At 42.4% G+C, this 15,710-nt stretch carries 14 protein-coding genes; 4 read left to right on the top strand and 10 right to left on the bottom strand.

The window, feature by feature from the left end:
* Positions 1–92: 92 nt before the first annotated feature.
* Positions 93–2,594, bottom strand: a complete 2,502-nt coding sequence (locus DUL71_RS22815; protein WP_244228821.1) for a M1 family aminopeptidase — start codon at positions 2,592–2,594, stop codon at positions 93–95.
* 194 nt (positions 2,595–2,788) lie between these two features.
* On the opposite strand from DUL71_RS22815, the gene crtD reads away from it, so the two are divergent.
* From crtD to DUL71_RS22830, 3 genes are all read left to right on the top strand, one after another.
* The gene (gene crtD, locus DUL71_RS22820; protein ID WP_114940191.1) at positions 2,789–4,264 is read left to right on the top strand and encodes a 1-hydroxycarotenoid 3,4-desaturase CrtD; all 1,476 of its coding nucleotides are present in this window, start codon (positions 2,789–2,791) and stop codon (positions 4,262–4,264) included.
* Positions 4,265–4,642: 378 nt separating this feature from the next.
* Complete coding sequence (locus tag DUL71_RS22825) at positions 4,643–6,580, top strand: alpha-amylase family glycosyl hydrolase (protein ID WP_114940192.1); 1,938 nt, start codon at positions 4,643–4,645, stop codon at positions 6,578–6,580.
* A gap of 168 nt (positions 6,581–6,748) precedes the next feature.
* Positions 6,749–6,940, top strand: coding sequence for a cold-shock protein (locus DUL71_RS22830; RefSeq protein ID WP_091220527.1), 192 nt, complete (start codon positions 6,749–6,751; stop codon positions 6,938–6,940).
* Between the two features lie 122 nt (positions 6,941–7,062).
* Here the strand turns inward: DUL71_RS22830 and hemH are convergent, their stop codons facing one another.
* The 9 genes from hemH to DUL71_RS22875 form a co-directional block, all read right to left on the bottom strand.
* A complete protein-coding gene (hemH, locus tag DUL71_RS22835) occupies positions 7,063–8,088 on the bottom strand; it encodes a ferrochelatase (RefSeq protein WP_208645632.1) in 1,026 nt (341 codons plus the stop codon).
* A 555-nt stretch (positions 8,089–8,643) separates the two neighbouring features.
* Positions 8,644–9,318 carry a fatty acid desaturase gene (locus DUL71_RS22840; RefSeq protein WP_114940193.1) on the bottom strand — a complete coding sequence of 225 codons (675 nt, stop codon included), beginning with the start codon at positions 9,316–9,318 and terminating at the stop codon, positions 8,644–8,646.
* A gap of 29 nt (positions 9,319–9,347) precedes the next feature.
* Positions 9,348–10,199, bottom strand: a complete 852-nt coding sequence (locus tag DUL71_RS22845) for a 4-hydroxy-3-methylbut-2-enyl diphosphate reductase (protein WP_114940194.1) — start codon at positions 10,197–10,199, stop codon at positions 9,348–9,350.
* Positions 10,200–10,292: 93 nt separating this feature from the next.
* Positions 10,293–10,925 carry a carotenoid biosynthesis protein gene (locus DUL71_RS22850; protein WP_114940195.1) on the bottom strand — a complete coding sequence of 211 codons (633 nt, stop codon included), beginning with the start codon at positions 10,923–10,925 and terminating at the stop codon, positions 10,293–10,295.
* A gap of 26 nt (positions 10,926–10,951) precedes the next feature.
* Positions 10,952–12,040: a glycosyltransferase family 2 protein gene (locus DUL71_RS22855; protein WP_114940196.1), complete on the bottom strand. Its 1,089-nt coding sequence runs from the start codon at positions 12,038–12,040 to the stop codon at positions 10,952–10,954.
* Positions 12,041–12,043: 3 nt separating this feature from the next.
* Entirely contained in the window at positions 12,044–12,670 is a 627-nt protein-coding gene (locus tag DUL71_RS22860) for a lysophospholipid acyltransferase family protein (protein ID WP_114940197.1), read from the bottom strand.
* Positions 12,671–12,682: 12 nt separating this feature from the next.
* Positions 12,683–13,306 (bottom strand): lysophospholipid acyltransferase family protein, encoded by a 624-nt coding sequence (locus DUL71_RS22865; RefSeq protein ID WP_114940198.1) that lies wholly within the window; start codon positions 13,304–13,306, stop codon positions 12,683–12,685.
* A gap of 3 nt (positions 13,307–13,309) precedes the next feature.
* A complete protein-coding gene (locus DUL71_RS22870; protein WP_114940199.1) occupies positions 13,310–14,119 on the bottom strand; it encodes an alpha/beta fold hydrolase in 810 nt (269 codons plus the stop codon).
* Positions 14,120–14,204: 85 nt separating this feature from the next.
* Complete coding sequence (locus DUL71_RS22875) at positions 14,205–15,458, bottom strand: 3-deoxy-D-manno-octulosonic acid transferase (protein ID WP_341867749.1); 1,254 nt, start codon at positions 15,456–15,458, stop codon at positions 14,205–14,207.
* Between the two features lie 153 nt (positions 15,459–15,611).
* On the opposite strand from DUL71_RS22875, the gene DUL71_RS22880 reads away from it, so the two are divergent.
* Positions 15,612–15,710, top strand: a 99-nt coding sequence (locus DUL71_RS22880) for an NAD-binding protein (RefSeq protein ID WP_154402340.1), incomplete at its 3' end; no start/stop codon positions are given.

Genomic DNA, 15,710 nt, shown 5'->3' on the forward strand with positions numbered 1-15,710 from the left:
GAAAGACCACCTTTTTACAGGGTGGTCTTTCTTTTTTAGAGATTATATTAAACAAATAAGACGATTGTTAGAAATTTAAATCCCTAAGTTTATTACTTAGCGTCATTAATAGCTTTAATGGCATCATCAGCAGCTTTTGCCGATGCATCATCTTTCATGGTAGTACGTGCAGCTTTTATACCTTCCAGTTGGGTAACTACAAAAGGGGCGGCGCCGTAAACTTTAAATTTAATACCTGCATTTTTAAGCTCTTCAATACCTTGCTGTGCATATTCGGGCTTGTTGACTTTAGTGGTCATATCGGCAAAGTTTTTAAGCGTGTTGAATTTTTCCTGAATGCCTGCTTCTGTAAATGCATGGTAAACAAATGGCCACTCGGCATCATTGCCACTAGCGGTGTACAGGTTGGTGATAGCGGTTGTTAACGCGCCTTTATTGTCTTTTTCAAGGCCTTTGGCTAAGCTTAATGCTTTAGCCGGGTCAAGCAGCCCGATTGCATTTAAAGCAGCTCCCTGAACGGCGTATGACTCGCTTGACATAGCCTGGGTGAACAAGGTCATGTTGCCGCTTGCTTTCAGTTTGCCCAAGGCGGTGATAGCAGCTGCTCTTACCAGGGTATTGTTATCTGTTTGTGCCAATGAAATCAATATCGGCTGTGCGGCATTACGCACATCATCTTTAGTTAGGTTTAAGGCCCTGATGGTTTTAACACGCAGACCATAGTATTTATCCTTTAAAGCAGCAATCAATATCTTTTGCGCTTGCGGACGGGTTTGATCTGATGCGGCAGCATCTATGGCTTCAAAGCGGTCGAGATAGTTAGGGGCATTGAAATACTGGAATGAAAGCTCATCAATGGTTTTAGTGTCGGTTTTCTTGGTTAGCAGGATCTTATCAGCGTCAACATTTACAAGGTCTGGTTTGCCGGCCAGTTGATAGCTGATAGAATCTACCTTATCATTCATCCATTCCTTATGGCGTACTTTTTTACCGCCCTGGTAAATATCAATAGCCATTGGCAGTTTAAAGGTTTGGCCATCCTGAGTTTGTTTCAGGTACACGGTTTCGATTTTGGTAGCCTCATCCCATTTGTAGCTGATATTCAATATCGGGTGACCGGCACCATAATACCATTGGTTAAAATACCAGTTAAGGTCCTGACCGCTGGCTTCTTCAAACGCTAAACGCAGTTGTTGTGCTTCGCCGTTTTTAAACGCGTTTGTTTTTAGATAAATGTTAAGGCCTTTATAGAATGCGGCGTCGCCTAAATAGTTGCGGAGCATGTTCAGGATGCGGCCACCTTTTTGGTATGTTACAGCGTCGAAAACATCTTCTTTGTCGGCATAGTAAAAACGAACCAGGTTTTTGGTATTAGCACCAGGCGAACGCAGATAGCTTTGCATATCGGCATAATTGTGCGCGTCGGCTTCGTCTTTACCGTATTTATGCTCAGCCCAAATGGTTTCGCTAAAGTTGGCGAAGGATTCGTTTACAGTAAGGTTGCTCCAGCTCTCGGCAGTAACGTAATCGCCAAACCATTGGTGGAAAAGTTCGTGAACGATGGTACTGCGGCCATTGTTATAATTAGCGTCAATCAGTTCGCGGTGAGTGGCTTGTACATAATCGCCATGAAGGGTAGCTGATGTGTTTTCCATCGCACCGCTCACATAATCGCGAACCACAATCTGCGAGTATTTAACCCATGGAAAATCAACACCCAGCGTTTTCGAATAAAAGTCGATAGCTTCCGGGGTAAAACCAAAAATTTCTTTGGCGTAAGGAGCGTACCTTGGTTCAAGGTAATAGCTTACCTCTTTATCTTTCCATTTGTCTTTATAGATCTTGAAATCGCCAACAGCCATCATAAACAAGTACGGCGAGTGTGGCAGATCCTGTTTCCAGGTATCAGTGCGGGTACCATCGGCATTTGTTTTTTGAGCGGTTAGTTTACCGTTTGATAGGGTTACGTACTTTGCCGGTACGGTCATGGTGATCTCTTCGGTAGTTTTTTGGCTCGGCTTATCAATAGTAGGGAACCAGGCCGATGAGCTTTCTGTTTCGCCCTGAGTCCAGATTTGTGTTGGCTTATCTTTTTCGGTACCGTCAGGATTAATAAAGTACAATCCTTTGGCATCGTTGATGGCCGCGCTGCCTTTTTCTTTTAGTTCATTAGGCTTGGCGGTATAATCAATGTAAATGGTATAGCTTTCGTTATTGTGGTAAATTTTATCCAGTTTAATAGCTACTGAAAGGCTATCCTGGTAAGTAAATTTTAGCGGAACGTTTTTACCATTTTTTACTACCGAAATGTTTTTAAGGTCCATGCCTTTAGCATCAAGCCTTAAGCTATCCGTTGGGTAAAAATGAGGTTTTAAAGTAACCCATTCTTTGCCGTACAGGTAACGTTTCTTGTAATCGAACCTAACATCAAGCTTGGTGTGGATAAGGTCGTTGATTTTAGTTGGTACGGCCCGGTAAATTTTTAAAGCCGGGTTTTCGGGTTGAGGGGTTTGCTGCGCGTAGGCAGTAGTCATTGCCGCTGCGGTAAGGGCACACGACAGCATGAGTTGTTTTAGAGGTTTTCGATCAGTCATATATTTAATAACAACAAGTTAGCTTTTTTTGCAAGCTGTTGAGGATAGTTAATTTTCAAATATACATCCCTGCAGCTAAAATGTTTTGTGCGTAAATCACCTATGACGCACGGGACAAGATTATGTTACGCATAGGCAACTGATTTTGATTTTGAGTATGATAGCTAAAGGCCAATGTGCTTATCTTTACCGCTATGCCTCTTCCTAAAAAAGCTTTAATTATTGGCGCCGGTGTAGCCGGAATTGCCGCAGCTATACGTTTGGCGGTAAAAGGATATGAGGTTGATGTTTATGAAGCCAATAGTTATCCGGGTGGTAAGCTCAGTCAATTTGAGCAGGACGGCTACCGCTTTGACGCCGGCCCGAGCCTGTTTACGATGCCGCAGTATGTGGATGAGCTTTTTGAACTGGCCGATAAAAAACCTTCTGATTATTTCAGGTACCAAAAGCTGGATCCCGTTTGTAAATATTTTTATGAAGAGGGTACCCGTTTAACGGCCTATGCTGATATTAATAGGTTGGGGAGCGAGGTACAAGCGCAAACCGGAGAGCCTGCTGCATCCATAAAACAATACTTTGAAAACAGCAGCCGAATCTACAATATCACCAATCACGTTTTTTTAGAACGATCCCTGCACAGGCTTAAAACCTATTTGCGTTGGGATACGGTTAAGTCGGTATTCAGGTTTGGGAAAATAGATGCTTTCCGTAGCATGCACAGGGCTAACCAAAGTTTTTTTAAGGATAAACGCATTGTGCAGTTTTTTGACAGGTATGCAACCTATAACGGCTCCAACCCTTATCATGCCCCGGCAACATTAAACGTAATCCCGCATTTGGAGCAACACTTCGGTGCTTATTTTCCTGAAGGGGGAATGTATAGTATAACTTCGGGCCTGGTAAAACTGGCGGAATCATTAGGGGTGAAATTTCATTACAATAGTTCGGTAACAGAAATTGTTTTAGATGGAAAAACAGTAAAAGGAGTCCGGGTAGATGAGCGGATCATTGAAGGGGAGATGGTGGTATCCAACATGGACATCTGGTTTACCTATCATAAATTGTTAAGGTACCATCCAAAACTTCAGCCTAAAAGAATATTGAGCCAGGAGCGGAGCAGTTCGGCGCTAATATTTTACTGGGGAATAAAGCAGCAATTTAAAGAGCTCGACCTGCATAACATCTTTTTCGGTGCCGATTACGAGGCCGAGTTTGATCATATCTGGCGACAAAAAGATATCTGCAATGACCCTACGGTTTACCTCAATATCAGCTCAAAATATAAAGCCAATGATGCGCCCGAGGGCTGCGAAAACTGGTTTGTAATGATAAATGTACCTGCCAATACCGGGCAGGACTGGGATAGCCTTATAGCCTGCGCACGGGAAAATATCTTAAGTAAGTTAAGTCGATTGTTAAATAAAGACATCAGCAAATTTATAGCTAATGAAAGCGTCCTTGATCCGCGAAGCATCGAAAGCCGTACTTCTTCATACCAGGGTTCGCTTTATGGCACGAGTTCAAACAATCAGTTCGCTGCTTTTTTAAGGCACGCTAACAGATCGTCGAAGGTAAAAGGCCTATACTTTTGCGGTGGAAGTGTGCACCCGGGAGGCGGGATCCCGCTTTGTTTGTTATCGGCAAAAATTGTGAGCGAGTTGGTTGATTAGCAATGCCGCCTAAAATGTAGAGACGCATCACATGTGTCTTTAAGCAGGAAAAGCATTCGGGAGACGCATGTGATGCGTCTCTACATGAAGCCTTTACGTTCACTCAAGATTAAGGAAGATGTAGGGCTTTAATGATGGCTTCCCCCAAGGGGAACAGCTTTGTAGGTAAAAATAAACAAAGCTTAGGTGTGCCGGGGGCAAACAACTACTTAAGGGCATTATCGCATCGCTGTTTGTTATCCCTGAATGATAAATGCATAATTTTAACGAAAGATAATTTTACCAATTATTTTACTGATATTGCGATGCTGATACGATGTGGCCTGAAAACCAGTAGGCTACACATTGCTTCGGTACAAAAACCAATTATAACGAGAAATGACAATCAAGAATGTTTACTTATTACTTGCCGGACTTTTATTGGCCGGTTTTACTTCATGCAAGAAGAAAGACGTTTTGCCGGGCAATACCGGGAACGTTCCCGGTGATACAACGGTGAGTACCGGAAAGGCATTACCGGCAGGGGCTAAGGATGGTGTTACCTTTATCAACTCGGGTAAATCGGTTATTTTTAACCTGTATGCCCCCGGCAAAAAATCGGTATCAGTAATAGGCGATTTTAACGGTTGGGACACTAATGATACCAAAGCCGTTATGAACAACACGCCTGACGGTAAACGCTGGTGGGTGCAGATCGATAATATCGACCCATCTACCGAGTATGGCTACCAGTTTTATATTGATAAATCATTAAAAGTGGCCGACCCATATACCGAAAAGGTGCTTGATCCGGATAATGATTCATACATCTCAGCAGATACCTATCCTAATCTAAAAAAATACCCAACCGGAAAAACTACCGGTAATGTAAGTGTGTTTCAGGCCAATCAGCCTGCATACAGCTGGAAAAACACGAGCTTTACCCGTCCCGACAAAAAGAACCTGGTTGTTTACGAGCTATTAGTACGGGATTTTATTGATGCCCATAACTATCAAACCCTTACCGATACTTTAAAATATCTATCAAATTTGGGTGTTAACGCCGTTGAGTTAATGCCAATTAATGAATTTGAAGGAAACCTTTCATGGGGTTATAACCCATCTTTTTATTTTGCGCCTGACAAGTACTACGGTACTAAAAATGCCCTGAAAGCTTTTATTGATGAGTGCCATTCGCGCGGAATAGCGGTAATTCAGGATATTGTGCTTAACCATTCGTTTGGCCAATCGCCTATGGTGCAAATGTATTTCAATACGGCAGCCGGTAAACCTGCGGCTAATAACCCCTGGTATAATGTTGACCCTACGCATCCCTATAATGTTGGCTACCAGTTTAACCACGAAAGTGCCGATACCAAATATTTTGTGAAGAACGTACTCAAATTCTGGATGACGGAGTATAAGATCGACGGTTTCCGCTTTGACCTTTCCAAAGGTTTTACGCAGGTTAATTATGGCACTTCTGATGCTGCTGTAGGTCCGTGGGGGCAATATGACGCCAGCCGTGTAGCTATCTGGAAAGATTATAACAATTACATTAAAAGTATCGACAATAATAATTTCTACGTTATACTGGAGCACTTTGCTGCCAACCAGGAAGAGAAAGAACTGGCCGGCGAAGGCATGATGCTTTGGAATAACCTGAACTATAATGCCAACGAAGCCACCATGGGCTGGTTAACCAATTCCAATTTCCAGGGCCTGTTTTATGATCAACACACGTTTACGCAGCCTTATAACCTGGTAAGCTACTTTGAAAGCCATGACGAAGAACGCCTGCAGTTTAAAAACGAAAGCTACGGTAACAGTTATAACGGCTATAATGTAAAAGATAGAAACACAGGCCTGGCCCGCGAAGAAATGGCAGCGGCATTCCTGTTCTCGGTTCCGGGCCCTAAAATGCTCTGGCAGTTTGGTGAACTTGGTTACGATGTAAGTATCGATCAGGGCGGCCGTACCAGCAATAAGCCCATCTACTGGAATTATAATACAGATCCTAATAGACGGCATTTATATGGCATTTACGCCAAAATGATTAAAATGAAAGAGAAGAATGCTGTATTTGCGTCAACAAATTCTACTTATGATCTTGCGGGTGCTGTTAAAACTATCCAGTTAAAAGATGCCAGCGCCAATGTGGAAGTAGTTGGTAATTTTGATGTGATGCCGCAATCAGCCAGTATCAGCTTCCCATCAACCGGAACATGGTATGACAATATTACCAAAACCAGCATAAATGTAACATCATTGCCATATTCCATGACCTTGCAACCGGGCGAATATCATGTTTATAGCAGCGTTGCTTTGCAGCAATAATGAAGTTAAAACATTAAGAGTTAAGGCTTCAGGCCAATAGGAAATGATGCTTTTACATTCCGCTTTGGGGTGAATGGTTATACTCTTAAAAACTATAAAGGTGTAATTGCCTTATTTTTAAATAATTATTGGATTTTAATGTATATCTTTGCAATCTTAAATAAAAATATAATGCAAGGAACAGTAAAATTCTTTAATGAAACTAAAGGCTTCGGATTTATTACACCAACTGATGGTGGTGCTGAAGTTTTTGTACACGTATCTGGTTTGGTTGATACTATCCGCGAAAACGATAGCGTTACCTACGATGTAGAGCAAGGTCGCAAAGGCCCAAATGCGGTGAATGTAAAAGTAGCTTAAACTATTAATTATATAAAAATCGTACGGCATCTGTTCAGCAATGGGCAGATGCTTTTTTTATGCAACAAAAAAGCCTGACTTATGTAAATCGTCAGGCTTTTAAATATGTCTTTAAACCGGTTTTAAACTACCGTAGGATTAACCATCTGTACTAAAGCTTCAATAAACTTAGGAGCGTCATTCAAACTTTCAACCAGTTGAACATGCTCGCCGCCCAGTGCTTTAAACTCATCGCCGTACTCAGTTGTTACTTCATATACGGTTTCAAGGCAATCGGCAACAAAGGCCGGACAAAATACCAATAGGCGTTTTTTACCTTCTCTGGCCAGTTGGGCTACAATTTCGCTGGTGTAAGGCTGTACCCATGGGTCGTTACCCAGGCGTGATTGAAAGCAGATGGTATATTTCTCTCTCGGGATCCCCATTTTATCAGCAATCAGCTTTGCGGTATGGTGCGATTGTGCCGAGTAGCAAAACCTGTTGGCATCGGTTAGTGTCTCGCAGCAACCTGATGATTTGAGGCAGTGGTTATGTGTATGATCGGCCTTGATCAGCTGCCTTTGCGGCAAGCCGTGAAAGCTGAACAATACATGATCGTAAGTGTCAGGGTTGTATTTTTGCGCGTTGTCGGCAAAAGTTTCAATCATCAGCTCGTTATCATGAAACGAGTTAATAAAGGTGATATTTGGCGATGTTGGCCATTTACCCACAATATCCATAATCTTTTCATAAACAGAACCGGTACTGGCCGAGGCATATTGCGGAAACAACGGAATTACCTGGATACTTTCAACAAGGGCTGCTTTCAGTTTCTCCAAAGCCGATTCGATAGAAGGGTTTTGGTAGCGCATGGCCAACTCAACCATATAGTCATCGCCGAGGCGCTGCTGTAACGCTTTTTGCTGTAAAATGCTATAATGTAATAGTGGTGAGCCTGTTTTAGGATCCCAGATGGCCTGGTACAATTTGGCCGATTTAGGCGCCCTGAAAGGAACAATAAGGCCTTTTACTAAAATGGTACGTGAAAGGGCTCCGATATCAATAACCCGCGGGTCCATCAAAAACTCATTCAAATAACGCTTAACATCTGCTGTACTTGGGCTATCCGGTGTGCCCAGGTTAACCAGTAAAATTCCTTTTTTAGCCATAATTATCAGGTACAAAAGTAACAAAAAATGCCCCGTAACTTATGACGGTGGTCACAAATTACAAATAAATGAGGTGTAAGGGATGGGCGTTCGAAAGTTAGATTTGAATTTGGGGGGATTTGTCGTGTAAAGGAAAGGTGTTGAGAAGAGAAGAATCAGACATTAGTAATGCTTTATAGATGATTAGGGCGCTGCCTGCGGCCGAACTATTCGCTCCTGCACATGGAATTAGCCACAGGCCGGTATCCCAATGTCATTAGGCTAAGATTGACAGGCTGCACCAGAGGTGCAAAAGGTCTGTAGAAGACAAGGTAGAACAGATTTTTAGTGTGCCGTAGGTACACGACTCCGGCGTTCCGTACCTCTGGCACGGCTTGTTCTTGAATATGTTATTGCTACAAACCTTTACCCCCTATGGGGGATTTCCTTAACTTAATGATATTNCTTGTTCTTGAATATGTTATTGCTACAAACCTTTACCCCCTATGGGGGATTTCCTTAACTTAATGATATTGGCCGGTATCCGCTACTATCTAACGCGGGCAGATCGAGACATTATTTAACAACCTTCCACAACCGCCACCACGGCACACCCGGCGCTTCATGATGCTCGTAATGGTATCCGAAAAAGTAACAGCTGAAAAACGCGGCAATATGATTACGGCGCTGGCTCCGGGCAAAATGCGGGTTGTCATGTTCGCCTTTATGGGGTTGGTAAGTGCCGAAGTAAAATAGCTGCAATGTGCTCAGGAGCGAAGGTACCACCCAAAACATGATCAGGTTTGGCTGCGGAATCCAGATTTTCAGGATATTAAAAACAACGGCCATTACCACAATTTGCCATATAGACAGATAATTGCGGATAAACTGCACATACCAGGCAAAAAAGCTGCCCTGATGGTAGTCCGGGTCGTGGTGGGTATGTACATGATTGTGATGCTTGTGGTGCTTGGTGTATAACTTCGGGTACCAGAACGAAGCGTAAAGAAAAGTGCTCAGGTAACCAACAAAGTTATTTAAACCCTTATTGGGCGAAACTGTGCCATGCATGGCATCATGAGCGGTGATGAACAGCCCGGTATACAGGTGCATCTGCACCAGCATAAATACATAAACAATGGGATTGGTGAAGCTGAAATGCCATCGCATTAATAATATGATGCTTGTTGCCCAGCAGCCTATTACCAGGGCGGCCACAACTAAACCTGTATGTGAAGGGCTTTTTTGCATGTTATGATGTTACAGCAAAAAGCGTGCTGTTAAAAGCTTTCTATGGCGGCTTTTACTTTTTGCATCAGCCACATAGGAGTTGATGTAGCGCCGGCAATGCCTACTGTATCATTTGGTGCAAACATGCTTTGTTCCAATTCGTCGGTGGATGATATGAAGTAGGTGTTTGGATTATGTTTGCGGCATACTTCAAACAATACCTTGCCGTTTGATGATTTTTTGCCCGATACAAAAACGATCTTATCAAAGCGTGTAGCAAACTTTGGCAGGTCCTTATCGCGGTTGCTTACCTGGCGGCAGATGGTATCGTTAGCTTTCAGGTCATATCCGCGCGAAATAAGCTCATCCTTCACTGAGTAGAATTTATCCATACTCTTGGTGGTTTGGCTGTACAGCGTGATATTGTGCGGAAGCGCCACATTGTCCAATTCTGCAATATCCTGGAAAACTATCGCTTCGTTATTGGTTTGGCCTTGCAAGCCAACCACTTCGGCGTGGCCGTGCTTGCCAAAAATCAGAATCTTCTCGTTTGAGTCGTATGAAGTTTTGATGCGGTTTTGCAGCTTAAGCACTACCGGGCACGAAGCATCAATAAGGGTAATATTGTTTTCTAAAGCCGTGCGGTAAGTATCAGGTGCTTCGCCATGGGCGCGGATAAGCACCTTTTCGTTATGGAGATCCTTAAGCTGGCTGTGTTCAATAATGCGGAGGCCTTTTGATTTTAGTCGCTCAACCTCTTCATCATTGTGCACAATATCGCCCAGGCAGTACAGGTAACCGTCCTCTTCTAAAATCTCTTCGGCCATATCAATGGCATAAACCACCCCAAAGCAAAAGCCCGAATCCTGATCAATAGTAACCTGTAACTGATAATCTCCCATGGTGTTGCAAATTTACGGCAAAATTAATCGTTGATTGTAATGATTGCGTTGATTTAGCTGATTTTTATGTTGATGAATTTTGATCGACTTAAGTTAATACATCAGATTCAAAACGGCAAAAAACACAAATTGTGCAATCAGCAACGCCGGGGCAACAATGCTTTGCCGTTTAAATTTAAATTGCTCAAATATAAAAAGCAGCAACGCGCTCAATGCAAACCAGCAAACGTAGTTTTGTAAAGGAACAGCACCACCCAGCCAATGCCAGTAATCAAAATGAATGGCGATAGGCTCGATAAGCATATCAAGCAAGGTGAGCACAAGTGCCCCCGAAAATATCCTTATTAATTTATTGGTAAGGTGACGATTTCTCCGCAGGGCGACCCCTGTGGCGTATATTAACAGAAACCAATTTACTCCAATCATCAAGGGGATATCGAGTAGCTTTGTGCCGAGTGTTGCACCATAGCGGTAATTGCCAAACAGCCAGCCGGTATGCACTCCGATGCATTCGGCCATAAAACCCGTAATAAAAATAACTGCAGCGAACAACATAAACCTGCCGTTAAAAGCGTCATGGCTATAAATAACAACCCCAAGCATCAATAGTAAATGCCAGGGCACCAACGCTATAAATAATACAGCTAAAGATGGAATAGTGAAGCCGATTAAACCCACCAGGTGAAACAAAAAAATGATCGTAACACAGATTCTGTTTTTTGCCAATATCGCCCTATTGAATTCAGAGGATCTCAAATCTTTCGCCCTTTCCACATGGTGGTTTTGGTAAGATAGCGTTGTATAGATAAAACTGCCACAGCAAGCAGGCTAAACATTTGAGCGGGATGCAGAAGGATGTTATACCCGGCTTTTTGCCCTGCCGAAAGCGAGATCATGATCCGTGTAAGCAAGATCAATCCTACGGTAAAAAATATGAGCGGCAGGTTTAAGGTAGTAAGGATAATGAGCGGACCGGCAATAATAATGGTGATATATACCAAAAAGCCAATAATGCTGTAGTTAAAAGCCGCCAGGAAGTTTTTACTGAAGCCGTTTATCGCCTCATTATACCCACGGTACATGCGGCAGCTGATCATGCCGTTGGCCAGTAAAGCTTCGCCGTTATAGCGCTCGGCTTTGATCAGGCGCATGATCTCTACATCTTCTACAACCTTATTTTTTACTGCTTTATGCCATTGGTGTTTGTGATAAATGGCGGCATCAAATAACATGAACTGTCCGCTGGCTGCTGCCACCGAAGCATTTTTTACGATATACACCAGGCGTAAAGGCAGCAGGTTAAGCAATATAAAATGCATAAGCGGAACCACAAGGTTTTCGCCCAAAGTGAGCATGGTTTGATTGGTGAACAAGCTTAACAAACCCAGCTGGTGCAAATGCATCCGATGTACAGCACTGTTGATAAGGTGATTGCTGATCTGCTCGTCGGCATCTAAAAATAGCAGGTATTTACCATCTGCCTGTTTGGCCATTTGATGGCAGGCATAGTTTTTCCCCATCCAGTCATCGGGCAGTTTGCCGCCTTTTATTACCCTGAAATGCGGATGACCGGCGGCAAAATCATGGCAAACGCGGTAAGTATCATCGGTAGAGTCATCGTCATAAATGATAACCTCATAATTGTTATAATCCTGCTGGTGAATGGAATTTAGCAGGGTTAATATATTACCGGCCTCGTTACGCGCCGGGATCAGGATGGATACCTTATCCGAATAATACCGGCCTATATGAGGAAGTTTGGGGTTGGAGATGTAATTGAACAACGTTACCGCAAACCTGAGTATGATAAAAAAGAGGGTTATTAATATAGCTATTGTCACTTTTTATATATCAAATTCGGTTTGCAACAGTTTAGAGGCTTCGTAGTGCCTTTGATATGCTGCCTGTAATTTATCTATGCTTTTACCGGCGTAATTTTCAGTTTCGCTTTTTAAGTAAACGGTTGCCGTTGGCTTTTTATGTTTAAAGTACTGAATAAAAGTTGAAGCGAATATAATTTGAAAATTTCCGGCAGCCTTTTCAATTATCCTCATAACCCCTTTTTCAAAATTTATGTTTGTAACAAAGTTAGCATACAACTTTCCCTGCGGAAACATCAAAACCAGGTTGGCAGGATCTGCAAGCAATGCTGCGGCATAGTCAAGCGATTGCAGGACACTTTTCGAATCTTTTTTTACCGAAAAAGCGCCAACGTATTTCAGAAATCGCTCTTTACGGGCCGTTTCTTCCAGGATCATGACATGAAGCTTTTTCTTCAGCAATTTATCGTTTATGCAGTATAGGATTAAGCCATCCCAGAAACTAAAATGATTGCCTATTAATAGTACCGATCTGTTTTGATCAACTACAATATCATTAAACAATAGTTCATGAAACGTTTTGCCAACTACCCATTTAATGTAATAGTGCACAATTCGGTTCAGAAAAAAGTTCTTTTTATTGCTGATCATAGTGGATACGGGTCAATGTTCCATATTGATTTGATTTTTCAAAGCTTGCTGATGGGCCTGGTTAATATTCTCCTTCAGTTGCTCAAAGGTAAGTTCATTGGCAACACCTAAATCAAAAAGGTGAACATAAGCCCGGGGTTTCAGACTTTCAAAATAATCTATCAGGATACAATGGTAAACAATCTGGCAGGGGCCTTTTATTTGTTGCATCAGTTTATAAACACCTTTTTCAACATGGATATGTGTGTCGTGGTTCGAAAAAAGTTCGCCTTGCGGAAATATCACGATCAGGTTATCCGGTTTATCCAATATTCCTGCCGAGTAGGTGAGCGACTCCAGCATTGCCCTCGAGCCTTTCTGGATAGAGTATGCGCCAATATATCGTAAATAACTGCGCTGATCAAACTGATCCTGCTGCATCATGACGTAGTATTGCTTTTTGAGATTGTAATAGGCTGTCCAGTTGGCAATAAAGCCATCCCACCAGCTAAAATGATTACTCAAAAGTAATATTGAATGGCCGGGACGAGGCTCAAAAGGCTGTACATTAACCTCCTTAAAATTGCGGCTGATCCACCACCTTACATAACTGATATAAAGTTTACTCCAGAATTTCTTTTTACGCGAGGGTACCATGTTTTATTTAACTAAATACTCATCAAGTGCCTTTGTAACCAGCCAGTGCCCAAGTTCAACTTCATGCACTTCGGCATTATCAAGCATCCCTAAAAATGGCAGCGCGGCCGATTTGGGGAATAGTTTATCGTGCTTGCCAAATATCAGCAAACATTTAATCTTATGCTGATTGATCAGTTGTGCTACCTTCTGCACATCGGGTTTTAACTGCCTGATCAAATTTAGGGTATAATAGGTATCAAGTCGCTTTTGTTCGGTATCAATTTCATTATAAGCTATCTTGTACAGGCTTTCGTCAATAACGCCGACCCTTTTTACGCTTTTAACCAGGAAAGGGGCAAGCCATTTACTTTTTGTAGCCGTACGGAAAATTGCGCGACCAAGCTTATTGTGCAAAATGAAGTGAAAGCCTTTAAAAACAGCCAGGCCATCGGGAGCCATTAATATGATATCGTCAATCATGTCGGCATATTCCTCAACCAGTATCAGAGCAAGGTTGGCCCCTATAGAATATCCCATTACCGAAAAACGCTGCCTGCCGTAAAGTTTAAACCATTCTTCCATGTAACTACGAACCATGGCTTTGGGCATTCCGGATAGGATCTGCTGCTCTGTCCAGCCGTCGAGCCGACTTTCGCCATGAAAAAAATGATCGAAGCCGTAGACATGATATTGTGGTAAAACCGATTGGTCAAGCACATGGAACTGTTTGCCCGTCATGCCATAGCCATGAAAGGCCAGTAAAGGCTTTTGCCCGGTACCATATTCGTGAAAATGTGCTTTGCCCAAGCCGGGCAGATGTAAAAAACCCATTAAGGCAATATTAAGAATTTATGGCTTTTGTACAGTAAATGCAGTTGTTTTGTTTTGGAAAGTATGATCAAAACATGGAGCTTTTTTATCGCTTATCGATGTACTTCATGATCATTTCCGTGGCGCCAACGTTTTCCTTCACATAGTTAAATATCTTTTTCCGGGTATTGTTATAAAATGCTTCGTCGCTGATTAATCTGTCAACAATTTCTTTCAGTTCGGTTTCATTGCTGATGCTGAACCCGGCTTTGATGGCTATAAGTTCTTTAGCCTCGTTGAATTTTTGATAGTTAGGGCCAAAGATAACGGGCAACGCAAAAGCCGCCGCTTCCAAAGTATTATGGATGCCTACACCAAAACCGCCGCCTATATAAGCTATATCGGCATAAGCGTAAAGGGATGAAAGCATACCGATATTGTCTATCACCAGCGCCTGGAGATTGTTAGATGTAAGTGATTGGTTAATAAAATCTCCTGATTTCAGGCCTTCGGCTTCGGTTTTGAGTTGTGAAAATGTAATCGCTTTACCTTGCGGAAGCAGATCTATCAGGTTGTTTATCTTTTCCTCAGGTATTTCATGCGGGGCAAAGATGAACTTCCAGTCGGGGTACTGGTTTATTAGTTTTGCCAATAGCGCCTCATCTTGCGGCCAGCTACTTCCTGCTATAAACAATTTATGCCCGTTTTTAAATTCTTCTATCAAAGGAAGCACTTTAGGGTTTTGCGCGTTGGCCCAAACCCTGTCAAACCGGGTATCGCCACTTACCGAGGTATTGGTGATGCCAATGCCCTGTAATAATTGTTCAGAAGCATCATCCTGTAAAAAGAAGTGGCTTACCAAGCTTAAAATTCTCCGGTTAAAGCCGCCATACCATTTAAAATACACCTGCCCCGGCCTGAAGATCCCCGACACTATATATAATGGAATATTACGTTTGCGCGCTTCATTAAAAAAGTGGAACCAATATTCGTATTTGGTGAAAATAATAGTTTCGGGGTTGATGGCGTCGATAAACCGTTTCGCGTTACGGGGGGTATCTAAAGGCAGGTAGTAAACATAATCGGCAAGCGGGGTGTTTTTCCGGATCTCATAGCCCGAAGGAGAAAAAAAAGTAACTACCACTTTTTTGCCGGGGTGTAAATTCCTCATAGCTTCCAGGATTGGACGGCCTTGTTCAAACTCACCAAGTGAAGCAAAATGAAACCAAATACTGCTTTCTATACGTACAAAGACAGGATTTTTACGCCCTGAAACCCAAAGTTTGGCTTTGTTGTTAAACAATGCGGCAAAACGGATAAAAAGGGAATATAATTTGATACCTATATTATATAATAACATCAATTTTAATGCTGAATGATTATCTTAGCCGGGCATAAAAGTAATAACAATAATTACAATATTGGTTTTATGGCCCGCCCGGTGCCGTAATAAGCTGTTAATATGGTTCATTATACAAATTGCTTACCTTAAATTTAAAACACACTTAACACTATGAAAATTGCAGTAATTGGTACTGGCTATGTTGGTTTGGTAACGGGAACCTGTTTGGCCGAAACAGGGAATGAAGTAACCTGTGTAGATATAGTAGAA

Origin of the sequence: Mucilaginibacter endophyticus (genome assembly GCF_003351025.1) — a bacterium.
Classification (GTDB): domain Bacteria; phylum Bacteroidota; class Bacteroidia; order Sphingobacteriales; family Sphingobacteriaceae; genus Mucilaginibacter; species Mucilaginibacter endophyticus.